Origin of the sequence: Siculibacillus lacustris (assembly GCF_004328075.1) — a bacterium.
Taxonomy (GTDB): Bacteria; Pseudomonadota; Alphaproteobacteria; order Rhizobiales; family Ancalomicrobiaceae; genus Siculibacillus; species Siculibacillus lacustris.
Map to the genome: position 1 here is coordinate 216742 of NZ_SJFN01000002.1, position 24663 is coordinate 241404.

The 24663-nt window shown below is 70.2% G+C and carries 21 protein-coding genes; 15 read left to right on the plus strand and 6 right to left on the minus strand.

Annotation, left to right across the window (positions count from 1 at the left end):
• Positions 1–63 precede the first annotated feature (63 nt).
• Positions 64–468: a DUF4332 domain-containing protein gene (locus EYW49_RS02385; RefSeq protein ID WP_131305575.1), complete on the plus strand. Its 405-nt coding sequence runs from the start codon at positions 64–66 to the stop codon at positions 466–468.
• A 332-nt stretch (positions 469–800) separates the two neighbouring features.
• Here the strand turns inward: EYW49_RS02385 and EYW49_RS02390 are convergent, their stop codons facing one another.
• The gene (locus EYW49_RS02390; protein ID WP_206365360.1) at positions 801–1412 is read right to left on the minus strand and encodes a helix-turn-helix transcriptional regulator; all 612 of its coding nucleotides are present in this window, start codon (positions 1410–1412) and stop codon (positions 801–803) included.
• A gap of 634 nt (positions 1413–2046) precedes the next feature.
• Between EYW49_RS02390 and EYW49_RS02395 the strand changes: the two genes are divergently transcribed.
• The 5 genes from EYW49_RS02395 (at position 2047) to meaB (ending at position 8963) form a co-directional block, all read left to right on the plus strand.
• Entirely contained in the window at positions 2047–3873 is a 1827-nt protein-coding gene (locus tag EYW49_RS02395; protein ID WP_131305579.1) for a methylmalonyl-CoA mutase family protein, read from the plus strand.
• Positions 3874–4019: 146 nt separating this feature from the next.
• Complete coding sequence (gene scpA, locus EYW49_RS02400; RefSeq protein ID WP_131305581.1) at positions 4020–6182, plus strand: methylmalonyl-CoA mutase; 2163 nt, start codon at positions 4020–4022, stop codon at positions 6180–6182.
• A gap of 301 nt (positions 6183–6483) precedes the next feature.
• Positions 6484–6939 carry a GlcG/HbpS family heme-binding protein gene (locus EYW49_RS02405; protein WP_131305583.1) on the plus strand — a complete coding sequence of 152 codons (456 nt, stop codon included), beginning with the start codon at positions 6484–6486 and terminating at the stop codon, positions 6937–6939.
• A gap of 232 nt (positions 6940–7171) precedes the next feature.
• Entirely contained in the window at positions 7172–7810 is a 639-nt protein-coding gene (locus tag EYW49_RS02410) for a DUF1131 family protein (protein ID WP_131305585.1), read from the plus strand.
• A 58-nt stretch (positions 7811–7868) separates the two neighbouring features.
• Positions 7869–8963, plus strand: coding sequence for a methylmalonyl Co-A mutase-associated GTPase MeaB (gene meaB, locus EYW49_RS02415; RefSeq protein WP_131305587.1), 1095 nt, complete (start codon positions 7869–7871; stop codon positions 8961–8963).
• Positions 8964–8996: 33 nt separating this feature from the next.
• On the opposite strand, the gene EYW49_RS02420 is transcribed toward meaB, so the two are convergent.
• Positions 8997–9944 (minus strand): nucleoside hydrolase, encoded by a 948-nt coding sequence (locus EYW49_RS02420; protein ID WP_131305589.1) that lies wholly within the window; start codon positions 9942–9944, stop codon positions 8997–8999.
• A gap of 72 nt (positions 9945–10016) precedes the next feature.
• Positions 10017–11033 (minus strand): asparaginase, encoded by a 1017-nt coding sequence (locus EYW49_RS02425; RefSeq protein WP_228259423.1) that lies wholly within the window; start codon positions 11031–11033, stop codon positions 10017–10019.
• 139 nt (positions 11034–11172) lie between these two features.
• Here EYW49_RS02425 and EYW49_RS02430 point away from each other — a divergent pair, with 139 nt between their 5' ends.
• From EYW49_RS02430 to EYW49_RS02450, 5 genes are all read left to right on the plus strand, one after another.
• Positions 11173–11436 carry a hypothetical protein gene (locus EYW49_RS02430; protein WP_131305593.1) on the plus strand — a complete coding sequence of 88 codons (264 nt, stop codon included), beginning with the start codon at positions 11173–11175 and terminating at the stop codon, positions 11434–11436.
• Between the two features lie 212 nt (positions 11437–11648).
• Positions 11649–15098 (plus strand): pyruvate carboxylase, encoded by a 3450-nt coding sequence (gene pyc / locus EYW49_RS02435; protein ID WP_131305596.1) that lies wholly within the window; start codon positions 11649–11651, stop codon positions 15096–15098.
• 233 nt (positions 15099–15331) lie between these two features.
• Positions 15332–15562 (plus strand): hypothetical protein, encoded by a 231-nt coding sequence (locus EYW49_RS02440; RefSeq protein ID WP_131305599.1) that lies wholly within the window; start codon positions 15332–15334, stop codon positions 15560–15562.
• A gap of 124 nt (positions 15563–15686) precedes the next feature.
• Positions 15687–15995, plus strand: a complete 309-nt coding sequence (locus EYW49_RS02445; RefSeq protein ID WP_131305601.1) for a hypothetical protein — start codon at positions 15687–15689, stop codon at positions 15993–15995.
• Complete coding sequence (locus EYW49_RS02450) at positions 15992–16705, plus strand: thermonuclease family protein (protein ID WP_131305604.1); 714 nt, start codon at positions 15992–15994, stop codon at positions 16703–16705. Before EYW49_RS02445 ends, EYW49_RS02450 begins: the two co-directional genes overlap by 4 nt.
• 13 nt (positions 16706–16718) lie before the next feature.
• On the opposite strand, the gene EYW49_RS02455 is transcribed toward EYW49_RS02450, so the two are convergent.
• From EYW49_RS02455 to EYW49_RS02465, 3 genes are all read right to left on the minus strand, one after another.
• Positions 16719–17732, minus strand: coding sequence for a 4-hydroxyproline epimerase (locus tag EYW49_RS02455; RefSeq protein ID WP_131305606.1), 1014 nt, complete (start codon positions 17730–17732; stop codon positions 16719–16721).
• A gap of 15 nt (positions 17733–17747) precedes the next feature.
• Entirely contained in the window at positions 17748–18980 is a 1233-nt protein-coding gene (locus EYW49_RS02460) for an NAD(P)/FAD-dependent oxidoreductase (RefSeq protein WP_131305609.1), read from the minus strand.
• A 65-nt stretch (positions 18981–19045) separates the two neighbouring features.
• Entirely contained in the window at positions 19046–19942 is an 897-nt protein-coding gene (locus EYW49_RS02465) for a dihydrodipicolinate synthase family protein (protein ID WP_131305612.1), read from the minus strand.
• A 333-nt stretch (positions 19943–20275) separates the two neighbouring features.
• Between EYW49_RS02465 and EYW49_RS02470 the strand changes: the two genes are divergently transcribed.
• From EYW49_RS02470 to hutH, 4 genes are all read left to right on the plus strand, one after another.
• Positions 20276–20944 (plus strand): GntR family transcriptional regulator, encoded by a 669-nt coding sequence (locus EYW49_RS02470; protein ID WP_131305615.1) that lies wholly within the window; start codon positions 20276–20278, stop codon positions 20942–20944.
• 96 nt (positions 20945–21040) lie between these two features.
• On the plus strand, positions 21041–21778 hold the full coding sequence (locus tag EYW49_RS02475; RefSeq protein ID WP_131305618.1) for a UTRA domain-containing protein: 738 nt from the start codon (positions 21041–21043) through the stop codon (positions 21776–21778).
• Positions 21779–21891: 113 nt separating this feature from the next.
• Positions 21892–23109: an imidazolonepropionase gene (gene hutI, locus EYW49_RS02480; RefSeq protein WP_131305621.1), complete on the plus strand. Its 1218-nt coding sequence runs from the start codon at positions 21892–21894 to the stop codon at positions 23107–23109.
• Positions 23106–24662, plus strand: a complete 1557-nt coding sequence (gene hutH / locus EYW49_RS02485; RefSeq protein WP_131305624.1) for a histidine ammonia-lyase — start codon at positions 23106–23108, stop codon at positions 24660–24662. Before hutI ends, hutH begins: the two co-directional genes overlap by 4 nt.
• The last annotated feature ends 1 nt before the right edge of the window (position 24663 follow it).

Here is a 24663-nt window from a genome sequence, read left to right on the forward strand (position 1 = left end):
GCGCGCCCGGTTCGGGCGCCGCCCGGTCGCGCCCGGGGCGCGAGACCATCGGAGGACAGAAGCATGACCAACATCGCCACCATCGAAGGCATCGGCCCGGTCTACGCCGAGAAGCTCACCGCCGTCGGCGCCAAGACGGTCGAAGGCTTCCTGGAGCGCACCAAGGACGCCAAGGGCCGCAAGGAGCTCGCCGAGGCCACCGGCATCGACGTGACGCGGATCCTCGCCTGGGCCAACAAGGCCGACCTGATGCGGATCAAGGGCGTCGGCGAGGAATATTCCGACCTGCTCGAGGCGGCCGGCGTCGACACGGTCAAGGAACTCAAGCACCGCAAGCCCGAGAACCTGCTGGCCAAGATGGAAGAGGTCAACGCCGCCAAGAATCTGGTGCGGGCCCTGCCGAGCCTGAAGGCGGTCACCGACTGGGTCGAGCAGGCCAAGGTCCTGCCGGCGGTGCTGACCTACTGAGCCGGAGCGGCGCGACACGTTCGCGGCCGACCGGGGAGATGACGGCGAAGACGCGGCCGGCGGATGCGCTGGCCGTCGCTGGTTTCGTTCGTGGCGCGGCGATGGCGGCCGACCGGGGCCGCCGACCCATCCTCGCGGGATCGTCGTGCGCGGCGGTGATCACCGCAGGCGTACGAGGGGCTTCGCGACGCCGCGTCGCCGGTCCGCCGCTCGCGCGAATCGCCGCGGGATCGCCGAAACCGGGCGCCGCCGCACCGGGCGATCGCAGGTATTCCCGCGGCCCTCGCCGCGGGCTGCGGCCCGTCCGCCCGCTCCGCCGGGGCGGCACTCCTTCAGAGCACGATCTGACCGTAACGCAGGGCCTCGACCACGGTCTGGGTCTTGTTGGCGGCGTTCATCTTGTCGCAGGCGTTCTGGAGATGGGCGTGCACGGTGCGCTGCGAGATCTCCAGCAAGCCGGCGATTTCCGAGGCGGTCTTGCCGGCGGCCGACAGGGTCAGGACGTGGCGCTCGCGATCGGAGAGTTCACCCGGCCGGGTCGGATCGAGGCGGCCGACCTCGATCAGGGTGCGGAAGGCGGCGAGGCAATAATATTCGAGGCCGGCGATCGTCGCGGGATCGAAGTCGAGATCCTGGCCGGCGATCACCACACAGCCCTGGTAGGGGTTGAGGTCGTGGATCGGCACGGCGATCAGACGCGCCACCGGCCCACCGGCCGCCGCGATCAGGTCGGACCGACTCAGGGTCTCGGAAGCCTCGGCGACGCCTTCGTCGCCGAGCGGATTGGGTCCGATCCCGAAGGCGCGCCGGGTTCCCAGGCACCGCCGCAGCAACGGATCGGTGTTGGAGACGTCGATGACGTGGCCGCCGTTGCGCAGATCCGGCCAGACGATGCGCAGGATGAGCTTGCTCGCCGCGCGCCGCGGGAGCGGCAGCCCCGTCACGAGGACATGGCTCGCCCCTTGCCGCCGCAATCCCCGCTCGAAAAAATCGAGAACACGATCGGCTTCCCGAAGCGAAGAAATCTGGGTCGCCTCCCCATATATGCCGCGTACCAATCCCTGATCCATGCACGCCGACTCACTGATTTCTTCTGCACAGGCTTCAATGTCAGAAGTTCCATCACGGGTTCAATTGTCGCTTTTGACGGTGCGACTCTGTATACAAGACGCACCGCTGGCGATTATTCGACGACGATTTCCCGCGCTCCGCGGTCTTCACGGTAGCGATCGGACGCGCCACCTCGCCCGCGACGAACATTTCGCGCCGGCGACCGCGTCACGGCCGCTTTCGTGATTTCCCTCTCGGGAGGAACGCAGATTGATCGACATCCCCTCTTCAGTGTTCATACTATCGGAGAATGTAAGCGGATCGTAGCCTCAAAAACGTTTCGGATCACGGTTTTCGACGACGCTTTTCGTTCGGCGCCGCAAACCGGACGAAGGGGGAAGCCTCGACCCGATTGACGCCCGTCCGCTTCGGGTCGAAATCGGGCGCAACATCACAAAGTCCGGCTCCCGCGATCTCAGGATCGGGGAGCGGCGTGACAGCGGGAGTGTAACGGTGAACTCGAAGGCGATGTGTTTCACGGAGTCGTTCGCGGCTCGCACCCACGACGATTGGGTCGGGGTCGCGACCAAGGCCCTCAAGACGACGCCGTTGGATCGGCTCAAGACGACGACCGCGGACGGCATCGTCATCGAGCCGATCTACGTCGGTACCGAAGTCCCCGCGCCGCTCGGCGGTCGCGCCGCCGGCAAGCCCTGGACGGTCGCCCAGCGCATCGACATTCCCGAGCCCAAGGCGGCCAATGCCCAGATCCTCGACGATCTGATGGGCGGCGCCGGCGGTCTCGATCTGGTGTTCGCCGAGAGCCCGCAGGCCGCCGGTTTCGGCATTGCCGCCTCGTGCGGCGGCTGCATCGCCAAACTGCTGGCCGGCGTCCACGTCGACCTGGTGCCGATCCGCGTCGACGCCGGTGCACGCACCGCCGAGTTGGCCGGTCTGATCACCGCCTTCGCCACCGAGACCGGCAAGACCGTCGATCTGGCGCTGATCCAGGATCCGGTCGGCGAACTCGCCGCGAGCGGACGCCTCGCGGTCGCGGCGGAAGCGGCGATCGCCGCGGCGGCCGCCGCCGGCAAGCGCTTCCCCGGCACGGTGCTGGAGGCCGACGGCCGCGTCTGGCACGCCGCCGGCGCGTCCGAAGCCCAGGAACTGGCCGGGCTGATCGCCACCGCGGTGACCTATCTCAAGGCGCTCGAGGCGCAGGGCCTCGACCTCGCCGCGGCCGTCGCCAAGATCGGCTTCACCGCCGTCGCCGACCAGAACCAGTTCCATTCGATCGCCAAGCTGCGCGCCCTGACGCTGCTGTGGGCGCGGATCCAGGACGCCCTCGGCCTCGCCCCGACGCCCGCCCGCATCCATGTCGAGACGGCGCGGCGGATGATGAACCGGCGCGACGCCCACACCAACGTGCTGCGCACCACCATCGCCACCTTCGCCGCCGGGGTCACCGGCGCGACCTCGGTGACGGTGCTGCCCTACAGCTCGGCGGTCGGCCTGCCCGACGCCTTCGCCCGCCGCATCGCGCGCAACACCCAGACCATCCTGATCGAGGAATCGAACCTCCACCGGGTCGCCGATCCGGCGGCCGGGTCGGGCCTCGTCGACACCGAGACGCATCAGCTCGCCGAGCTCGCCTGGACGCTGTTCCAGGGCCTCGAGGCGGAAGGCGGCATCGTCGCGGCGCTGCGCTCGGGCTCGTTCCTCGCCAAGGTCGCGGCGGTCGCCAAGAAGCGTCTCGACGCGATCGCCAAGCGGCGCGAGCCGGTGACCGGCATCAGCGAGTTCCCCAACATCGCCGAGCGCGAAGTGCCGGTGATCGACGCCCAGCCCAAGGCGCCGGCCGAGATCGCCGCCGCCGAAACGGTCGCCCCCTTCCGGGCGGTCGAGCTCGACACCGCCTTCGAGACCCTGCGCGACACCGCCGACGCGGTGCTGGCGGCAACGGGCGAGCGGCCGAAGCTGTTCTTCGCCAATCTCGGGCGGATCGCCGACTTCACGGGGCGGGCCACCTGGTCGAAGAACTTCTTCGAGGCGGGCGGCATCCAGGCGCTGACCAACGACGGCTTCGCCTCGCTCGACGAACTGATCGCGGCGTTCAAGGCCTCCGGCGCCAAGGGGGCGGTGATCGCCTCCTCCGACGCGGTCTACGAGACGCAGGCGGTTCCGGCCGCCGAGGCTCTGGTCGCCGCCGGCGCATCGCCGATCTATCTCGCCGGCAAGCCGGCCGACGCGGACCGCGAAGCGACGCTGCGGGCCGCCGGGGTCACCGGCTTCATCCATCTCGGCCAGGACGTGGTGGCCGTGTTGACCCAGGCGCTCGCGGCGCTCGGCCGCTGACCTCGGGCCGCGACCGGGCCTCGCGGCCCGGTCCGCCCGCGACCCACCTTCGCCGGCCGGCTCTCGGCCGCCCGGCGTGATCGCTTCCCGGGACGAGCCCGACCGATCCGGTCCGCCTCCCGACAGACCAGAACGAGGATTGGGCCATGAGCCGCATTCCGGATTTCACCAAGCTTCCCTTCGCCACCGTCGCGGTGCCGGCCTCGAGCGAAGGCGCCACGATCTGGACGACGCCCGAGGAGATCGACGTCAAGCCGGTCTACGGCGCCGCCGATCTCGAGGGTCTCGATTTTCTGAAGACCTGGCCGGGCCTGCCGCCGTTCCTGCGCGGCCCCTACCCGACGATGTACGTCAACCAGCCCTGGACGATCCGGCAATATGCCGGCTTCTCCACGGCGGAAGACTCCAACGCCTTCTACCGCCGCAATCTCGCGGCCGGCCAGAAGGGCCTGTCGGTGGCCTTCGACCTCGCCACCCATCGCGGCTACGATTCGGATCATCCGCGGGTGACCGGTGACGTCGGCATGGCCGGCGTGGCGATCGACTCGATCTACGACATGCGCACGCTGTTCTCCGGCATCCCGCTCGACCAGATGTCGGTGTCGATGACCATGAACGGCGCGGTGCTCCCCGTTCTCGCCCTCTACATCGTCGCGGCGGAAGAACAGGGCGTCGATCAGGCCAAGCTGTCGGGGACCATCCAGAACGACATCCTCAAGGAGTTCATGGTCCGCAACACCTACATCTATCCGCCGACCGCCTCGCTGCGGATCATCTCGGACATCTTCGCCTATACGTCGAAGAACATGCCGAAGTACAATTCGATCTCGATCTCCGGCTATCACATGCAGGAGGCCGGGGCGACCGCCGATCTCGAGCTCGCCTATACGCTGGCCGACGGCATCGAGTACATCCGCGCCGGCCGCGCGGTCGGCCTCGACGTCGACGCCTTCGCGCCGCGCCTGTCGTTCTTCTGGGCGATCGGCATGAACTTCTTCATGGAAGTGGCCAAGCTCCGCGCCGCGCGCCTGCTGTGGGCCAAGCTCGTCGAAGAGAACTTCCATCCGAAGAACGAGAAGTCGCTGAGCCTGCGCACCCACTCGCAGACCTCGGGCTGGTCGCTGACCGCCCAGGACGTCTACAACAACGTGGTGCGCACGGCGATCGAGGCGATGGCGGCGACCCAGGGCCACACCCAGTCGCTGCACACCAATGCGCTCGACGAAGCGCTGGCGCTGCCCACCGACTTCTCGGCGCGCATCGCCCGCAACACCCAGATCCTGCTGCAGCAGGAGAGCGGCACCACCAAGACCATCGATCCGTGGGGCGGCTCGGCCTATGTCGAGCGGCTGACCGCCGATCTCGCCGCCAAGGCGCTGGCCCACATCGAAGAGGTCGAGAGCCTCGGCGGCATGGCCAAGGCGATCGAAGCCGGCATTCCGAAGCTCAGGATCGAGGAAGCTGCGGCCAAGACCCAGGCGCGCATCGACTCCGGCTCGCAGACCGTGGTCGGCGTCAACAAGTTCAAGCCGACCACCGAACAGGCGATCGACGTCCTCAAGGTCGACAACTCGGCGGTGCGCACCGCCCAGATCGAGAAGCTGAAGCGGCTCCGGGCCGAGCGCGACGAGCCGGCCACCCAGGCGGCGCTCGAAGAGCTGACCACCCAGGCCAAGGCCGGCGGCAACCTGCTCGAGCTCGCCATCAAGGCGGCGCGGGCCAAGGCGACGGTCGGCGAGATCTCGCTGGCGCTGGAGAAGGTGTTCGGGCGTCACACCGCGGAGATCAAGTCGATCCACGGCGTCTACAAGCGCGAGGTCTCGAAGATGGGCGACGCGGTCGAACGGATCCAGAAGCTGGTCGATGCCTTCGAAGCCAACGACGGCCGCCGTCCGCGCATCCTGGTCGCCAAGATGGGCCAGGACGGTCACGACCGCGGCCAGAAGGTGATCGCCTCGGCCTTCGCCGACCTCGGCTTCGACGTCGACATCGGACCCCTGTTCGCGACTCCGGAAGAAGCCGCCCGTCAGGCGGTGGAGAACGACGTCCACATCGTCGGCGTCTCGTCGCTGGCCGCCGGTCACCTGACCCTGGTGCCGGCTCTGAAGGCGGCACTGGCGGCCGAAGGCCGTCCCGACATCATGATCGTGGTCGGTGGCGTGATCCCGCCGCAGGACTTCCAGGCGCTGATCGACGCCGGCGCGGCGGCGATCTTCCCGCCGGGCACGGTGATCGCCGAAGCGGCGATCAAGCTGATCCACGACCTCAACGTCAAGCTCGGCTATGCGGAGGCCAAGGCCGCGGAGTGATCCGACGCCGACCGGCCGATCGCGCTGCGCAAGTTCTTCGACGCCGAATCCGGGGCCGCCTCTGCAAAGGGGCGGCCTCCATCGTTTCGGGCGTCGCAATCTGCGACGATTCCGGTGCCTCCGACAAATCGGCGCAGGCCAAGGACCCACATTGACCGCCCTCCGGTCCTGCGCGAGGCTGCCGGCGCCCGCCCTCGCCTCTCGGACGATCCTCGCGACCATCCGCCGCCCGATCGGACGGCCGATCGATGGCGCGTGTCCAATCGGTGGGCGACAACGACGAGAAACGTGGAGGAACCCCATGTCCAAGCACAGCGCGGCACCCGCGGCGCCCGATACCTCGAAACTGCAACTCGCCGCCGATCTCACGCTCGAACAGGCGCTGAAGGCGATCGCCGCGGCCAAGGCCGAGGCCCGGCGCCAGGGCACGCTGATGAACATCGCCGTCGTCGACGCCGGCGGCACCCTCAAGGCCTTCGAGCGGATGGACGGCGCCTTCCTCGGCTCGGTCGACATCTCGATCCGCAAGGCCAAGACGGCGCGGATGTTCAACATGTCGACCAAGGCACTGGGCGACATCTCCCAGCCCGGCCAGTCGCTCTACGGCATCGAAGTGACCAACGGCGGGCTGGTGCTGTTCGGCGGCGGCGAGCTGCTGCACGACGCCGACGGCGTCATCATCGGGGCGATCGGGGTCTCCGGCAGCTCGGTGGAGAACGACATGGCGGTCGCCCAGGCGGGTGCGGCCGGCCTGTGAGCCGACGATCGGTCGCCCCGATCCGGGTCGATCGGGGCGTTCGCGGCGAAGACGGCGGGGTGGTGCGGCCGAGCGTTCGCACCACCCCGCTCTTTTGTGCCGGCGTCCTCGTGTATCCACGCAACGCTGCCGCCATGCTCCCGCCGCGATCGGGCCGGATGTGGACAGGGCGCGCGCGCCGGCCCATCACCCGGTGAGAGCGGGCGTGCCGATTCGCCAACGGACGAGGATCATGATCGACAGACCCCAGACGACGCCCCCCGGCGCTCGCGCGGCGACCGCCTTCGGTCTCGCCTTGGCGCTCGCCGCCTGCGCCCCGACCGGCGAGAGCTTCCGCCCGAGTGCGCCGCGCGGGCCGGCGGCGCCCTCGTTCCAGGCGACCGCGGACACCTTCCTGCAGATCACCGCCGCCGGCGCGGGCCCGATCGGCGCGGCGATGCCCTTCGACTCCAAGGCGATCCTGGCGCAGTTCCCCGGCTACACCACCGGCCACGTCACCATCGGGCTCGAGACCTCGACCCCCGACGCGCTGGTGCTGTTCAAGGACGCCTACGGCGGCCGCATCCAGGTGCTGCACATCCTGGGGCAAGGCAATCGCATCACCCAGATCCACGGCGTCACCCATCACGTGGTGGGACCGGCCGGCGAACGGCCCGGCATGAGCTTCGCGGAAGCCCGCACCGACCCCGCGACCTGCCGGATCGGCACCAATCTGTGGCTCGGCATGGCGATCTGCCGGTCGCGCGGGGCGCCCAACGTGACGCTGACCTATTCGTTCCAGGGCGAGGCGGCGATGGCCACCAGCCTGCCGCCGCGTGAAATCCTCGACACGGGCATGCTACAACGGATCATCTGGACGCCGCCCGGCTGAGGTGCGACGACCCGCATCGCCGGCCGACGCACGGCCACAGCCCTCGGAGCCGATCGCCATGACCAAATCCGTCTTCGCCGCGCCGACCGACGGCCTCGCCCACGTCTCGGTCGACGTCGCCGGAGCGGTCTCGACGACCCCGCCGGTCCGGGAGCCGCGCCCGACCGCGGCCTCCCACGACGTGTCGATCGAAGATCTCGCCGAGCGGATCAAGGCCGGCGACCGGTCGACGCTGGCCCGCGCCATCACGCTGGTCGAATCGAAGAAGCCCGAGCATCAGGCCAAGGCGCGGGCGCTGGTCCAACACCTGCTGCCGGTGACCGGCAAGGCGCTCCGGGTCGGCATCACCGGCGTGCCGGGGGTCGGCAAGTCGACGACCATCGACCAGCTCGGCGCCAATCTCTCCGCCAAGGGCCATCGCATCGCGGTGCTGGCGGTCGATCCGTCGTCGTCGCGCAGCGGCGGCTCGATCCTCGGCGACAAGACCCGGATGGCCCGGCTCGCCGTCGATCCCCATGCCTTCATCCGCCCCTCGCCCGCCTCCGGTACGCTCGGCGGGGTTGCCGCCAAGACCCGCGAGACCATGCTGCTCTGCGAGGCGGCCGGCTACGACGTGATCCTGGTCGAGACGGTCGGAGTCGGGCAGTCGGAGACCACGGTCGCCGGGATGGTCGATTTCTTCCTGGTCCTGATGTTGCCGGGCGCCGGCGACGAATTGCAGGGCATCAAGAAGGGCGTGCTGGAGATCGCCGATCTGATCGCGGTCAACAAGGCCGACGGCGACAACGCCACCCGGGCGCGGCGGGCGGCGTCGGAATATCGCTCCGCCCTCAACATCATGGCGCCGAAGAGCCCCAACTGGACGCCGCCGGTGGTGCTGGTGTCGGGGCTGGCCAACATCGGCCTCGACGAGATGTGGGCGCTGGTCGAGACCCATCGGCTCAAGCTCGGGGCGACCGGCGAATTCGCCGAACGGCGCCGGGCCCAGCAGGTCGCCTGGATGTGGTCGATGCTCGAGGAGCGGGTGATGCAGGCGCTGCGCGCCGACCCGAAGGTGCGCGGCCGTCTGCACGACCTCGAAGGCGGGGTGCGCGACGGCGCGGTCTCGGCCTCGATCGCGGTCGACGAGATCGCCCGGCTGTTCGGAATCTGATTCGGGATCCGACTTCGGATCCGAGCCGGGCGATCAGCGTCGTTCGGCGCGGATCAGGCGTTCGAACACCAGTTCGAAATAGCCGTCGGCATCGAGATCGTCGATCCACAGGACGTTCTTCGGCCGGTCGGTGACGCCCCACCAGTCGACCACCGTCTGACCGCGGGTGAACTCGCCCGAGCGCTCGACCGCCACGTTGACCCGCCGGCCGCTGAAGAGCGCGGGGCGCAGCAGGAAGGCGACCACCGTCGGATCGTGCAGCGGCCCGCCGTCGGTGCCCTTGAGGCCCTCGTCGAACAGCTTGTTGAAGCTCAGGAGGTGGAAGAAGGCTTCCGCCAACGGCGTGCCCCGGGCGCGCAGGGCGGCGAGGCGGGCCTTGCTGGTCAGCGCCTTGTGGGTGCAGTCGAGCGGGATCATGGTGATCGGCGCGCCGCAGGCGAGCACCCGCTCGGCGGCTTCCGGATCGACGAAGATGTTGTATTCGGCGGCCGGGGTGATGTTGCCGCCTTCGCGGCGGGCACCGCCCATCAGCACGATCTCGGCCAGCCGCGCGGCGATCTCGGGACGTTCGGCGAGCGCCAGGGCGATGTTGGTCAGCGGCGCCAGGCAGCACAGGGTGACGGTCTTGGGCGGGCGGTTCATCACCAGATCGATCACCACGTGCGGCGCGAAGCCGGGGGTGGCGACGATCTTCGGCTCGGGCAGGTCGTAGCCTTCGAAACCGGTGGCGCCATGGACGTGTTCGGCGGTGGCGAGCGGGCGCACCAGCGGCCCGGCCGCGCCGGCGAACACCGGCACTTCCGGGTGGCCGGCGAGTTCCAGAGCCTTCAGGGCGTTGCGGGTGGTGTGATGGAGCGGCACGTTGCCGCCGACGGTGGTGATCGCGGCGAGATCGAGTTCGTCGGGCGATCCCAGGGCCATCAGGAAGGCGACGGCGTCGTCGGGCGAGGGATCGGTATCGACGATGATGGTCCGGGGCATGAAGGGCCTTTCGCGGGTTGCGTCGGGATTGCATCGGGCGGCGCCGGCGGTCCGGGCCGGCACGGCGCCCTCTCAGGGGGCGAAGTCGGCGGCCAAACCGTCGATCGCCGCGACCCCACCGACCGTCGCGCCGTTCCAATCGACGATCGGCGGCCGCAGGAAGCGATCGAAGGCCGGATCGTCGCGGCGCCCGAGGAGCGCGGCGAGGAGCGTCGCAGTGACCACTTCCGCGGCGCGGGTCGCCCCGTCGGCGATCTTGACCGCGAGCCCGAGGCCGAGATCCGGCAGGGCGGCGCAGAACACCCCCTCCGCGCCGGTCTTGACGTAGACCCGGCCGGCGGCGGCGGTCAGCATCTCGGTGCAGAAGCGGCCGGTGCCGGCGACCATGAAGGGCTCGGCGATCGCCGCATCGATCAGGCGGCGGGCGGCGCGGGCGCGGGTCGGTGCGAGGCCGGTACCGCTGCCGAGGCGCGCGAAGCCGCGGGCGAGCCCGTCGAGCGGCAGCGCCCAGGTCGGGATCGAACAGCCGTCGCGGCCGCGCGGCGTGTCGGCGAGCGAAACGCCGACGACGTCCTCGATCGCCGCGGCGATGGTGCGCTGGACCGGATGGTCGACCGCACCGTAGCCGGCCGGGTCGATGCCGGCATGGACCGCGAAACAGACGAAGCCGGCGTGTTTGCCCGAGCAGTTGTTGTGGAGCCGAGTCGGCGTGCGGCCTTCGATGTGGAGGCGGCCGCGGTCGTCCTCGCGCTGCGGCCACTGGGCGCCGCACACCAGGCAGGTCTCGTCGCGACCGACCCGGGCGAGCATCGCGGCGGCGCCGGCGACGTGGCGCGGCTCGCCGTTGTGCGAGGCGCCGGCCAGGGCGAGATCGGCGGTGCTCAGCCCGAGCGCATCGGCGGCGCCCGATTCGACCAGCGGCAAGGCCTGGATCAGCTTGATCGCTGAGCGCGGGAACACCAGCCGGGCGACGTCGCCGACCGCAAAGACCAGACGGCCGGCGGCATCGGTGACCACCGCGGCGCCGCGGTGGCGGCTCTCGACGTGATCACCACGCCGGACTTCGACGAGGACGGGATCGGCGGGCACGGGTGCGACTCCTCGATTGGAATTCCGGGCAGACGACAGGCTTCGTTGCGGCGCGTCAAGGCGAAGAGCGATACGATGTGCGACATTATGACGTTCCCCGTGCGGTTGGGAGGCCGGCGGGGAACCGGGAGGGCGCATCATGATCTCCAAGGACGACATCCTGGGACTGTGCGATCTCGATCCGGCCGAGATCGAGGCGATCGCCGAGCACGAGCACATTCCCGAGGTCGCCGCGGCGGCGCTCGGCGATTATCTGCTGCATCAGGCCCATGGCGCGGAGGTGGTGCGCGACATGATCGTCGACGACATCCGCGCCGCGGCGCGCACCGGCGATACCGCCCATGCCGCGACGCTGGCCATGGCGCTGCGGCATTTCCTGTCGTTGCATCCCGACATCGTCTGATCCTCGCCGAGGGTCCCGACACGGTGCTGCACCGCTCTTCGCCGCCCTTGCGTCAGGGGGCGACGAATCGGGTGCTTGCATTCGCAAAATCCCCGATTACTCTAGTGTGCAGTGCAGCGAAAACGCCGGCGACGGCCCGCGGCGGCCGTCCCCGAGACGGACCGGCGTGGGGATGGGTCCCGGCTTTCAATCGATTAGAGGACCCTCCACCCGTGCCGAAGATCCGCAAGCTCCTGGTCGCCAACCGTTCCGAGATCGCCATCCGGGTATTCCGCGCCGCCAACGAACTGGGGCTCCAGACGGTGGCGATCTTCGCCGAAGAGGACAAACTGGCGCTGCACCGCTTCAAGGCCGACGAGGCCTATCAGGTCGGCAAGGGCCTGGGACCGGTCGAAGCCTATCTGTCGGTGGCGGAGATCCTGCGGGTGGCGCAGGCCGCAGGGGTCGATGCGATCCATCCCGGCTACGGCTTCCTCTCGGAGAGCCCGGAATTCGCCGAGGCCTGCGCGGCGGCCGGGATCACCTTCATCGGCCCGTCGCCCGACACCATGCGCCGGCTCGGCAACAAGGTGGCGGCGCGCAATCTGGCGATCGCCTGCGGCGTGCCGGTGATGCCGGCGACCGAGCCCTTGCCCGACGACCTCGACGAGGTCAAGCGGCTGGCGCTGACCATTGGCTATCCGGTGATGCTCAAGGCCTCGTGGGGCGGCGGCGGCCGCGGCATGCGGGTGATCCGCGACGAAGCGCAGTTGGTGCGCGACATCGACGCCGCCAAACGCGAGGCCAAGGCGGCCTTCGGCAAGGACGAGGTCTATCTCGAGAAGCTGGTCGAACGGGCCCGCCACGTCGAGGTGCAGATCCTCGGGGACGTCCACGGCACCGTGGTCCATCTGTTCGAGCGCGACTGTTCGGTCCAACGCCGCCACCAGAAGGTCGTCGAGCGGGCCCCGGCCCCCTACCTCGACGCGGCGCAGCGGACGGAACTCTCGACCCATGCGGTCAAGATCGCCGAGGCGACCGGCTACGTCGCGGCGGGCACCGTCGAGTTCCTGATGGATGCCGACACCGGCAAATTCTATTTCATCGAGGTCAATCCGCGCATCCAGGTCGAACACACGGTGACCGAACAGGTGACCGGCATCGACATCGTCAAGGCGCAGATCCATCTGGTCGAGGGCGCGGCGATCGGCACGCCGGAGAGCGGCGTCCCGGTCCAGGCCGACATCCGGCTCAACGGCCACGCCCTGCAGTGCCGGCTGACCACCGAGGACCCGGAGAACAACTTCGTCCCCGACTACGGCCGGATCACCGCCTACCGCGGCGCCATGGGCTTCGGCATCCGCCTCGACGGCGGCACCGCCTATTCGGGCGCGGTGATCACCCGCTTCTACGACCCGATGCTGGAGAAGATCACCGCCTGGGCGCCGAGCCCGGCGGAGGCGATCGCCCGGATGGACCGGGCCTTGCGCGAATTCCGCATCCGCGGCGTCGCCACCAATCTGACCTTCCTCGAGAACGTCATCACCCACCCGAAATTCGTCGACTGCAGCTACACCACCCGCTTCATCGACGAGACCCCGGAGTTGTTCCGCGGCTCGCGCCGCCAGGACCGGGCGACCAAGCTCCTGACCTGGATCGCCGACGTCACGGTCAACGGCCACCCCGAGACGCGCGGGCGCGCGCTGCCGGACAAGGACGTCGCCAAGCCGATTCCGCCGGTCTTCGCCGCCGAGATCCGCTCGGGCACCCGCCAGATCCTCGCCGAGCGCGGGCCGCAGGGGCTCGCCCGCTGGATGCTCGATCAGCAGCGCGTGCTGGTCACCGACACGACGATGCGCGACGCCCACCAGTCGCTGATCGCCACCCGGATGCGGACCTACGACATCGTCGCGGCGGCGGAGTCCTATGCCCGCGGCCTGCCCGATCTGTTCAGCCTGGAGTGCTGGGGCGGCGCCACCTTCGACGTCGCCATGCGCTTCCTCACCGAGGATCCGTGGGAGCGGCTGGCGGCGATCCGCGAGAAGGCGCCGAACATCCTGCTGCAGATGCTGCTGCGCGGCGCCAACGGGGTCGGCTACACCAACTATCCCGACAACGTCGTGCGCCACTTCATCGGCCGCGCCGCGGCCGGCGGCATCGACGTGTTCCGCATCTTCGACGCCCTCAACTGGGTGGAGAACATGCGGCCGGCGATCGACGCGGTGGCGAGCGAGAACAAGGTGGCGGAAGCCGCGCTGTGCTACACCGGCGACATCCTCGATCCGAACCGGGCGAAATATTCGCTGAAGTATTACGTCGCGCTCGCCAAGGAGCTGGAGCAGGCCGGCGCCCACGTGCTCGGGGTCAAGGACATGGCGGGCCTGCTCAAGCCCGACGCGGCGCGGATCCTGTTCCAGGCGCTGCGCGATGCGGTGTCGATCCCGATCCATTTCCACACCCACGACACCTCGGGGATCGGCGCGGCGACGGTGCTGGCGGCGGTCGATGCCGGCGTCGATGCGATCGATGCGGCGATCGACGCGCTGTCCGGGCTGACCTCGCAGCCCTGCCTCGGCTCGATCGTCGCCGCACTCAAGGGCTCGGCGCGCGACACCGGGCTCGATCCGGCGGCGATCCGGCGGCTGAGCTTCTATTGGGAGGCGGTACGCCACCAATACCGCGCCTTCGAGAGCGACCTGCGGTCGGGGGCGTCCGAAGTCTACCTGCACGAGATGCCGGGCGGGCAGTTCACCAACCTCAAGGAACAGGCGCGCTCGATGGGGCTCGAGGCGCGTTGGCACGACGTCGCCCAGGCCTATGCCGACGTCAACCGGCTGTTCGGCGACATCGTCAAGGTGACGCCGACCTCCAAGGTGGTCGGCGACATGGCGCTGGCGATGGTCTCGTCCGGGGTCACCGCCGCCGACGTCGTCGATCCGGAGAAGGACGTCGCCTTCCCGGACTCGGTGGTGCAACTGTTCCGCGGCGACCTCGGTCAGCCGCCGGGCGGCTGGCCGAAGGACCTCCAGGCCAAGATCCTCAAGGATCAGCCGGCCTATACCCATCGGCCGGGTTCGACGATGGCGCCCGCCGACCTCGAGGCGGTCAGGGTCGAGGCGGCGGCGAAGACCAACCGCGAGCCGACGCGGATCTCCGACGACCAGCTCGCCTCCTACCTGATGTATCCCAAGGTCTTCGTCGACTACATGAAGACCCGCGAGCAGTACGGCCCGACCGCGGCGCTGCCGACTCCGGTCTATTTCTACGGATTGGAAGCGGGCGAGGAGATCGCCGTCGAGATCGAAAAGGGCAAGGTCCTGGTGATCCATGCCCAGGCGATCGGCGACACCGACGACGGCGGTCTGGTCAAGATGTTCTTCGAGATGAACGGCCAGCCGCGGATCATCAAGGTGCCGAACCGCTCGGTCTCCGCCAAGATCGTCGCGCGCCGCAAGGCCGAACTCGGCAACCCGTCGCAAGTCGGCGCGCCGATGCCGGGGATCGTCTCGACGGTGCAGGTGCGGGTCGGCGACACGGTGAAGGCCGGCGACGTGCTGCTGTCGATCGAGGCGATGAAGATGGAGACGGCGATCCGCGCCGAACGCGCCGGCAAGATCGCCGAGGTGACGGTCACCACCGGATCGGCGATCGACGCCAAGGACCTGCTCCTCGTCTACGCCTGACGCTCGGGGACCTTTCGACCCCCCCGCAACGACCCTCCGTAGAATACCGGAGGCTCCTCCCGCCCGCCCGCGTCGCGCCCAGCCGCGCCGCGGGCGGTCGCGTCAAATGGCCGTGGCGTGGTCACGGACTGTTCACCCTCCAAGTCGAAACCCCGCCGGACAGCCCCGCCGCTAAGTTTTCCTTATGCGGCGCGAGGGATAGTCGGGCTCGGATTTGAACATCGGAGGTCGACATGATCGACAACCTTCTGAAGAGCGCCACGCTCGCTCTCTGCCTCGTCGCCGCACAGCCGGCTCATGCCGGCTTCTCCTCGGTGTTCGGGCCGCTGAAGACCATGACGGTGTCCGTCACCGGTTCGCTGCCGGAACGCTCGTCGGCCTTCTGCATCTCGACCTCGGCCGGCGCCTTCGCCCTCGACGACTTGTCGCGGGCCTTGGGATCCGTCGAAACCTTCGACGTGTGAAGTCGTCGTCCCGACTTTCGACGCAGACGTGAAGAATTCGTGCCGCGCTCTGCTCGGCATTAACCACGCCTTAATCTCTTGCCCTGCACCCTGTCCGTCGGACCTCCCTCAGGAGATGCCCTCCGTGTCCATCGTGGCCTGTCTCTCGCTCCTGTCCGGCATCGTGCTCGGCCTGCGATTCAACGTGCGCCTGCTGCTGCTGACCTGCCTGTCGGTGGTGGTCCTCGGTGTCGCCGCCGGCATCGTCGGCCCCGTGACGCTCGCCACCGGAACGATGGTCGCCGGCATCGCCGTGCTGGCGCTGCAGGTGGGCTATTTCGTCGCGGTGGTGATCACCGCGATGCAGTTGACCGACGAGCCGCAGCCGTCGCTGGCGCGCAAGTCGGCGCCCGCCGAACTCGGCCGCGGTGCGGTCGACACCCGCCGCCGATGAGCGAGGCGGCCGCGCCCGCCTCCCCTCCCCGAGCGGTGCCGCGCCGTCGCCGCCGCTCGATCGTCGCACCGCTCGCCTGGAGCGCCGGGTTCGGCGCCGTCTCTCTGCTCTTCGTCTCCGCGTCGCAGGTCGCCGGCGGTCCGTCCGTGCGCAGCGCGTCCCCGCCCAGCGGTGAGACCGCGCCGCCGCCGCGCCCCGGGCCGACGCCCGCGCCGTCGGCGCAGCCGGTGTGGGTGCCGACGCCGATGCGGATCGACCGCAAGACCGAAGAACGCCAGCGCATCGCGCCTTCCGACGACACCACCGCCCCGCGACTCTCCGGCCGCGCCGGCCTTCCGGCCGACGACGGGGCCTTTCCCTTCGCCGGCGGCCGCGCCCGCATCGACGGACTGGCGCCGCCCGAACGTCGCCGGCTGTGCACCGGCGAGAGTGGCGCCCGCTGGGCCTGCGGCCTGCGCGCCCACACCATGCTGGTGGCGATGATCAACGGCCAGGATCTCGTCTGCCGCCCGAAGAGCGAAAATGCCGATACCGCCGCCGTGCAGGTGATGAGCGACTGTCGCTCGCGCGGCCGATCGATCGCCGAGACGCTGGTCGGCGAGGGCTGGGTCGATCTCGATCCGGGCTTCGCAGATCCGGCCCTGCTGCGGCTCCACGCCACGGCCGTCGAGCGCGGCCGCGGCCTGTGGGCGAAAGAGCCGCCGCCGTGATCGATCGGCGCGATCAGGACGCGTCGGCGACCTGGAAGCCCGCCCAGAAGGGATCGCGATCGTCGACGAAGATGGTGTTGTAACCGGTGGTGCGCGCCCAGCCGCCGATCGACGGGACGATCGCCGGCAGGGTGCCGACCGTCGTCTCGGCCTCGACGCGACCGGTGAAGGTCGATCCGATGATGCTCTCGTGGACGAAGTCGACGCCGACGGCGAGCCGACCGGTGGCGTGCAACTGCGCCAGCCGCGCCGAGGTGCCGGTGCCGCAAGGGCTGCGGTCGATCGCCTTGTCGCCGTAGAACACGGCATTGCGTGCGGTGCCTTCCGGGGTGATCGGCCGACCGGTCCACATCACGTGGGTCAGGCGATCGAGCGCCGAGTTGGTCGGATGGACGATGCGGTGGCGGGCGTTGAAGGCGGCGCGCAGCTTCGGGCTGAGACGCAACACGTCGGAGGGTTGGAGATCGGCGAGATCGCCGTAGCCCGGCTGGGGCTCGACGATCGCATAGAAGTTGCCGCCGAAGGCGACGTCGACGGTGATCGGCCCGAAGCCGTCGAGATCGACCTCGTAGCCGCGCCCGAGCAGGAACGACGGCACGTTGGTCAGCGTCACCCGCTCGACATAGGGGCCGTTCTGCACGTAACGGGCCTCGACCACGCCGGCGGGGGTGTCGAGACGCAACAGACCCGGCACCTTCGGCGTGACCAGACCGTGCTCGATCGCCATGGTCACCGTGCCGATGGTGCCGTGGCCGCACATCGGCAGGCAGCCCGAGGTCTCGATGAACAGCACCGCGACGTCGCAGTCGGGCCGGGTCGGCGGATAGAGGATCGAGCCGGACATCATGTCGTGGCCGCGCGGCTCGAACATCAGGCTCTTGCGGATCCAGTCGTGATTGGCGAGGAAATCCTGGCGACGATCGAACATGGTGGCGCCGGCGAGCGTCGGGATCGAGCCGCCGGTGACCAGACGCACCGGGTTGCCGCAGGTGTGGCCGTCGATGCAGAAGAAGCTGTGGCGGGTCATGACCGAGGCTCCGGTTCAGAAGCGCGAGGCGGCGTAGGGCGCGATGTCGATCGGGGGCGTGCGACCGGCGATCAGCGCGGCGACGATTTCGGCGGTGACCGCGCCCTGCGTCAAGCCGTAATGGCCGTGGCCGAAGGCATGGATGACGCGATCGTCGTCGCTGGCCGGGCCGATGATCGGCAGGCTGTCGGGGCTCGACGGGCGATGGCCCATCCACTTGATGCCCTCGCCGACCCGGAACTCCGGCAGCACCCGGCCGAGGCGCTTCAGCATCGCGTCGATCCGCGCGTCGTTCTGCGGCGCGGTGAGCCCAGCGAACTCGACGCCGCCGCCGATGCGGTCGCCGGTGTCGAGCGGCGAAGTGACGAAACCGTGACCCTCGTACATCACCGGCCGGGACAAGCCGAGGGCGCCGGGGGCGACGGTGATGTTGTAGCCGCGCTCGGTGTCGAGCGGGATGCGGTCGCCGGCGGCCCGGGCGAGCGACTTCGACCACGCGCCGGCGGCGATCACCACGCGGTCGAAGCGCCCGAGGCCGTGGGTCGCGGCGCGGAGATCGATGCCGGCGGCAGACGATTCGAGGCCGGTCACCGTGGCGACGGTGAGGGTGGCGCCGCGTTCGACGGCGGCAGCGACGAGATCTTCGGTGAAGCGACGGGGATCGTCGACGTTGAGGCCGGCGGGATAGAGCGCGCCGCCGACCACCGCGGCGCCGAAGGCCGGCTCGAGCCGACGCACCGCGCCGGCGTCGAGCGTCTCGACCTCGATGCCCATGGTCCGCTGGCGGGCGTGCAGCTTGGCCGCCCCGGCGAAGTCGCCGGCATCGGTCCACACCGACAAGAGGCCGCGCCGGCGCAGGCGATCGAGGCGGCCGAGCGCCCCGAGGCGGCGCTCCCACGCGGGCAGGGCCCCGGCATTGAGCGCGCGGATCGCCAGGGTCGAGCTCTCGATCCGCGACGGGCGGCTGGCCAGCACGAACTGCAGCAGATAGGGGGCGAGGCGCGGCAGATAGGTCGGAGCGATCGACAGCGGACCATACGGGTCGAGCATCCAGCGCGGCATGTTGGCCCAGGCCTTGGGCCCGGCGAGCGGCAGGATGTCGAGATGGGCGATCCAACCGGCGTTGCCGGCCGAGGCGCCCGATGACGGCGCCTCGCGCTCGAGGATCTCGACTTCGTGGCCCTCGTCGAGGAGGGCGTGGGCGATCGCCCCGCCGACGATGCCGGCTCCGACCACGGCGATGCGCATGACCACGTCTCCTCGAACGACGACGGCAGGGGGCGAGGGGCCGGCGCGACCGCCGGCCCGATCGATCAGTCGAGCGGCGGCAGGTTGGGCCGGGTGGCGATGGCGTCGCGCACCAGCTTCTCGACCCGGTCGCGGCGATCGCCGAACAGCGGCAGGCGCGGTCCGCGAACCCGCTCGTTGGTACCCAAAGCGATCGCCTCGGCGAGCTTGATGTTCTGGACCAGGTAGGTCGAGACGTCGAGATCGAGCAGCGGCCGGAACCAGCGGTAGATCGCCAGGGCCTCGGCGTAGCGGCCGGCCTTGATCAGCCGGTAGATCGCGACGGTCTCGCGCGGGAAGGCTACGACGAGGCCGGCGACCCAACCGACGGCGCCGGCGGTCAGCGCCTCGAAGGCGAGGTTGTCGACGCCGGTGAAGACGTCGAAGCGGTCGCCGAGGCGATTGAAGATCTCGGTGGTGCGGCGGATGTCGTCGGAGGATTCCTTGATCGCCACGAAGCGGGCGTCGTCGGCGAGGTCCTCGAGGATCTCCGGGGTGACGTCGACCCGGTAGGCGACGCGGTTGGAATAGATCATCACCGGCAGATCGCCGGCGGCGGCGATGGTGCGCAAGGTCGCGACGGTCTCGCGCGGCTCGGTGTGGTAGATCGGGCTCGGTACGATCATCAGGCCGGAGGCGCCGGCCTTGTTGGCGGCGCGGGCGAGCTCGCAGGCCTCGCGGGTGCCGGCCTCGGCGACGTTGAGCAGCACCGGCTTCGATCCGGCGATGCGCTGGGCGGTCTTCAGGGTCGCCAGGCGCTCCTCGAAGGACAGCATCGAGCCTTCGCCGAGCGAGCCGCAGACGATCAGCCCGTCACAGCCGGCGTCGAGCAACAGGCCCCAGCAGCGCTCCATCTCGGCATGGTCGAGATCGCCCTCGGGGGTGAACTTGGTGGTGACGGCGGGTAGCACTCCCTGCCACATGGGGGCGGTCTCCTCTTGTCGTGGGTCCGGCCGGGCGGCCCGGAGGGCGACGCCGAACGGAAGGCCCCTGCCCCGCGGGCACGGCCCCCGGGCGGCGGACCGTCGCTCGGGCGTCGGTTCGACGAGGATCCTATTGAATTGGATCCAATCTGCAATATACTTTTTCGAGCAGCCTGCCGATTTCCTGCGCAAGGGTGGATCGGACTGGACCGGATCGGCGGGCGAGCGTAGGCGAAGGCTCGTGCGACGCGCCGACGCAGGGCCCCCGCCGGAGCGCCGGGGTGGGCGCGACGCGGCCGGCCGGGACGGCGACGAGGCGAACGAGAGACGGTGATGAAGCTCAAGGGGATCGACATCGGCCAGATGGCTTCGGCTTCGGCGGTGATCTACGACTCGCTGCGCGAGGCGATCAACGCCGGCGATCTCGCCGAGGGCCAGTCGCTGCGCCAGGACGCCATCGCCAAATTGTTCAACGTCAGCCGCATTCCCGTCCGCGAGGCGCTGACCCGGCTCGAGGAGCAGGGGCTGGTGGTCACCCAGCGCTATCGCGGCGCAGTGGTGGCGCGGCAGTCGGTCGAAGAGATCGCCGAAATCTTCGAATTCCGCGCCCTGCTGGAGCCCGAGGTGATCGCCCGATCGGTCGAGCGCATGTCTGCGGCGACGCTGGAGCGGGCCCGCGCCGCCTGCGAGGCCTTCGCCGCGGAGCGGGAACCCGGCCGCTGGGGCGACCTCAACCGGGCGTTCCACGCCACGCTCTACGAGGATGCCGGTCGGCCCTATTATCTCCAGGTGGTCAATGCCGCCCTCGACCGGGTCGATCGCCACCTCCGGGCGCAGCTGGTGCTGACCGACGGCATGGATCAGGCGCGGCGCGAACATCTGGCGATCTTCGAGGCCTGCGCCCGGCGCGACGCGGTGACGGCGGCCCGGCTGACCCGCGACCACATCCTCGACGCCGGCCGGGCGCTGATCGACTTCCTGACGGCGAGCCGCGGCGCCTGACGGCTCCCTGGTATTTATGCATAGACAATTGGAAAGCCGCCGCACTAGTCTCGACGATCCCGACCGGTTCGGGCCTCCTCCGACCGGAGCGCCGCGATGATCGACGATCTGGAAGACCTCGACGGACAAGGACCGCTGTGGCAGCAGATCCGCCGGGCTCTGATCCGGCCGATCACCACCGGCATCTGGGCGCCCGGCTTCAAGATCCCCAAGGAATTCGAGATCATCGGCCGCTACGGCGCGGCGCGCATGACCGTGCATCGGGCGCTGCGCAGCCTCGCCGCGGAGGGGCTGCTGACCCGGCGGCGGCGGTTCGGCACGGTGGTGGCGTCGAGCCCGCCGGAGCGCCCGGTGCTGGAGATCTGGGACATCGAGGCGGAGGTCGCGCGGTTTTCGGCGGTCTATTCCTTCGAGATCCTCGAACGCACGGTGATCGACGCCGACGATCCGCGCGCCGCGCCGCTCGCCCTGGCGGAGGGCAGCGAGGCGCTGTTCCTTTCGGTGCGCCATTTCGCCGACGGCGAGCCGCTGCAGATCGAACGGCGGCTGATCAACCTGACGGCGGTTCCGAAGGCCGCGTCCGAGAGCTTCACCGCCCTGCCGCCCGGAACCTGGTTGATTCGCAACGTCGCCTGGAGCGACGCCGAACACGTCATCGTCGCGGAAGGGGCGTCACCGGAGATGGCGCAGCTCCTGTCGGTGGCGGCGGGCTCGGCCTGTCTGGTGGTCGAACGACGCACCTGGGTCGATGCCACGCCGATCACCTGGGCGCGGCTGGTCCATCCCGGCGACAAGCGCCGGCTGGTCGGCCGGTTCCGCTCGGCCGGCGACTGACGCCGGTGCGTGACGACGCGCAATATGCCTAGACATATTGACAGCGTCGCCGACTGCTCGCAAGTTCGAGAGACGTCGGGCGCCGTTGCCCGCCCCCGCCCGAGGATCCCGCGATGACCGCCACCGCGACCGTCGACACGATCTGGACCGCCGCCCGGCTCGCCACCATGGCCGCCGACCGGCCCGGGCTGGGGCTCGTCGACGACGGGCTGATCGCCGCCCGCGACGGCCGCATCGTGTGGGTCGGCCAACGCGCCGAGCGGCCCGCCGGGCTCACCGCCACGCGCGAGATCGACTGCGGCGGCCGCTGGATCACCCCCGGGCTGATCGACTGCCACACCCATCTGATCCACGGCGGCAACCGCGCCGACGAATTCGAGAAGCGCCTCGCCGGGGTTTCTTACGCCGACATCGCGCGGGCCGGCGGCGGCATTGCCGCGACCGTCGCGGCGACCCGCGCGGCGAGCGAGGACGATCTGGTCGCGACCGCGCTGCCGCGGCTCGATCGACTGCTCGCCGACGGCGTCACCACCGTCGAGATCAAGTCCGGTTATGCGTTGGATCTCGCCGGCGAAGCGCGGATGCTGCGCGCCGCCCGGCGCCTCGGGCAGATCCGCGACGTCGAGGTGGTGACCACCTTCCTCGGCGCCCATGCGATCGCTCCGGAGCTCGCCGGCGACGCCGAAGCCCATGTCGATCGGGTGATCGCGATGATCCCGGCACTCGCGGCCGAAGGCCTGATCGACGCGGTCGACGCCTTCTGCGAGACCATCGCATTCTCGCCCGCCCAGACCGCGCGGGTGTTCGCCGCCGCCCGCGCCCATGGGCTGCCGGTCAAGCTCCACGCCGACCAGTTGTCCGATTCGGACGGGGCGGCGCTGGCCGCGTCCTTCGGGGCGCTGTCGGCCGATCACCTCGAGTGGACGACCGAAGCGGGGGCTGCGGCGATGGCGGCGGCCGGCACCGTCGCGGTGCTGTTGCCCGGCGCCTTCTTCGTGCTGCGCGAAACCAGGAAGCCGCCGATCGACGCCTTCCGCCGTGCCGGCGTGGGGATGGCGGTGGCCACCGACTACAACCCCGGCACCTCGCCCCTGACCTCGCCGCTGCTCGCGGCGGCGATGGCCGCGACGCTGTTCGGTCTCACCGTGCCGGAGGCCCTGCTCGGGGTCACCCGCCACGCCGCCCGCGCCCTCGGCCGGCTCGACACGATCGGTACGCTGGAGGCGGGCAAGGCCTGCGATCTGGCGGTCTGGTCGATCGACACGCCCGCCGAACTCGTCCAGGGTCTCGGAGCGCTGCCGCTCCACGCCCGCATTCGGAGAGGTCGATGACCGACACCGTGATCCTCACACCGGGCGCCGTGCCGCTCGCCTCCTGGCGCGCCATCGCCCGCGGTGCCGCGCTGCGCCTCGACGAAGCCGCCGTGCCGGCGATCCGCGCCGCGGCCGACGCGGTCGCGGCGATCGTCGCCCGCGGCGCGCCGGTCTACGGCATCAACACCGGCTTCGGCAAACTGGCGAGCGTGCGCATCGCCGACGCCGATCTCGCCACCCTCCAGCGCAATCTGGTGATGAGCCACGCGGCGGGGGTCGGCGATCCGCTCGATCCGGCGATCGTCCGGCTGATGATGGCGCTGAAGCTCGCCAATCTCGGGCGCGGCGCCTCGGGCGTGCGGCTCGACACGGCGCGGCTGCTCGAGGCGATGCTCGCCCGCGACGTGCTGCCGGTCATCCCGGCGCAGGGCTCGGTCGGCGCCTCCGGCGACCTCGCGCCACTCGCCCACATGACCGCGGCGATGATCGGCATCGGCGAGGCGACCCACGCCGGGGTGCGGATGCCGGCGACCGAGGCGCTCGCCCGCGCCGGCCTGGCGCCGGTCGAGCTCGGCCCCAAGGAGGGCCTCGCCCTCCTCAACGGCACCCAGTTCTCGACCGCCAATGCGCTCTTCGCGCTGTTTTCCACCGAACGGCTGCTGCGGGTCGGGCTGATCACCGGGGCGCTGACCACCGATGCGGCGATGGGCTCCGACGGGCCGTTCGATCCGCGCATCCACGGTCTGCGACGCCACCGCGGCCAGATCGAGACGGCGGCGGTGCTGCGCGAACTGATGGCCGGCAGCGCGGTGCGCGCCAGTCACGTCGAGGGCGACGACCGCATCCAGGACCCCTATTGCCTGCGCTGCCAGCCGCAGGTGATGGGCGCCGCACTCGACATCCTGCGCAACGTCGCCCGCACGCTGACCGACGAGGCCGACGGCGTCACCGACAATCCGCTGATCTTCGTCGATCCGACCGGCGCCGGGCCGGGCGAGGCGATCTCCGGCGGCAACTTCCACGCCGAGCCGGTGGCCTTCGCCGCCGACATCACCGCGCTGGCGATCTGCGAGATCGGGTCGCTCGCCGAGCGGCGGATCTCGCTCTTGGTCGATCCGGTGCTGTCGCGCCTGCCGGCCTTCCTGACCCCGCGGCCCGGGCTCAATTCCGGCTTCATGATCCCCCAGGTCACCGCCGCGGCGCTGGTCTCGGAGAACAAGCAGATGGCCCATCCGGCCAGCGTCGATTCGATCCCGACCTCGGCCAACCAGGAAGATCACGTGTCGATGGCCGCCCACGGCGCCCATCGCCTGCACCGCATGGCGCGCAACCTCGCCCATGTGCTGGCGATCGAGCTGGTCGCCGCCGCCCAGGGCCTCGACTTCCACAGCGGCCTCGCGTCGAGCCCGCCGCTCGAGCGGGTCCGTGCCACTTTACGCGCACGGGTGCCGACGCTCGGCGACGACCGCTTCCTCGCCCCCGATCTCGCGGCGGCGGCCGAGCTGATCCTGTCCGGCGCGATCGAGGCGGCGGTCGCGCCGCTGGCGCTGCCGAGCGTCACGGAGGTCTGAC

Excerpts from the sequence above, each read along its gene's own strand:
- EYW49_RS02475 (WP_131305618.1), top strand. The coding sequence starts at position 21,041 with ATGATCGACGATCTGGAAGACCTCGACGGACAAGGACCGCTGTGGCAG.
- EYW49_RS02385 (WP_131305575.1), top strand. The coding sequence starts at position 64 with ATGACCAACATCGCCACCATCGAAGGCATCGGCCCGGTCTACGCCGAG.
- EYW49_RS02450 (WP_131305604.1), top strand. The coding sequence starts at position 15,992 with ATGAGCGAGGCGGCCGCGCCCGCCTCCCCTCCCCGAGCGGTGCCGCGC.
- meaB (WP_131305587.1), top strand. The coding sequence starts at position 7,869 with ATGACCAAATCCGTCTTCGCCGCGCCGACCGACGGCCTCGCCCACGTC.
- hutH (WP_131305624.1), top strand. The coding sequence starts at position 23,106 with ATGACCGACACCGTGATCCTCACACCGGGCGCCGTGCCGCTCGCCTCC.
- EYW49_RS02395 (WP_131305579.1), top strand. The coding sequence starts at position 2,047 with ATGTGTTTCACGGAGTCGTTCGCGGCTCGCACCCACGACGATTGGGTC.
- EYW49_RS02465 (WP_131305612.1), bottom strand. The coding sequence starts at position 19,942 with ATGTGGCAGGGAGTGCTACCCGCCGTCACCACCAAGTTCACCCCCGAG.
- hutI (WP_131305621.1), top strand. The coding sequence starts at position 21,892 with ATGACCGCCACCGCGACCGTCGACACGATCTGGACCGCCGCCCGGCTC.
- EYW49_RS02460 (WP_131305609.1), bottom strand. The coding sequence starts at position 18,980 with ATGCGCATCGCCGTGGTCGGAGCCGGCATCGTCGGCGGGGCGATCGCC.
- EYW49_RS02455 (WP_131305606.1), bottom strand. The coding sequence starts at position 17,732 with ATGACCCGCCACAGCTTCTTCTGCATCGACGGCCACACCTGCGGCAAC.
- scpA (WP_131305581.1), top strand. The coding sequence starts at position 4,020 with ATGAGCCGCATTCCGGATTTCACCAAGCTTCCCTTCGCCACCGTCGCG.
- EYW49_RS02405 (WP_131305583.1), top strand. The coding sequence starts at position 6,484 with ATGTCCAAGCACAGCGCGGCACCCGCGGCGCCCGATACCTCGAAACTG.
- EYW49_RS02440 (WP_131305599.1), top strand. The coding sequence starts at position 15,332 with ATGATCGACAACCTTCTGAAGAGCGCCACGCTCGCTCTCTGCCTCGTC.
- EYW49_RS02410 (WP_131305585.1), top strand. The coding sequence starts at position 7,172 with ATGATCGACAGACCCCAGACGACGCCCCCCGGCGCTCGCGCGGCGACC.
- EYW49_RS02430 (WP_131305593.1), top strand. The coding sequence starts at position 11,173 with ATGATCTCCAAGGACGACATCCTGGGACTGTGCGATCTCGATCCGGCC.
- EYW49_RS02470 (WP_131305615.1), top strand. The coding sequence starts at position 20,276 with ATGAAGCTCAAGGGGATCGACATCGGCCAGATGGCTTCGGCTTCGGCG.
- EYW49_RS02420 (WP_131305589.1), bottom strand. The coding sequence starts at position 9,944 with ATGCCCCGGACCATCATCGTCGATACCGATCCCTCGCCCGACGACGCC.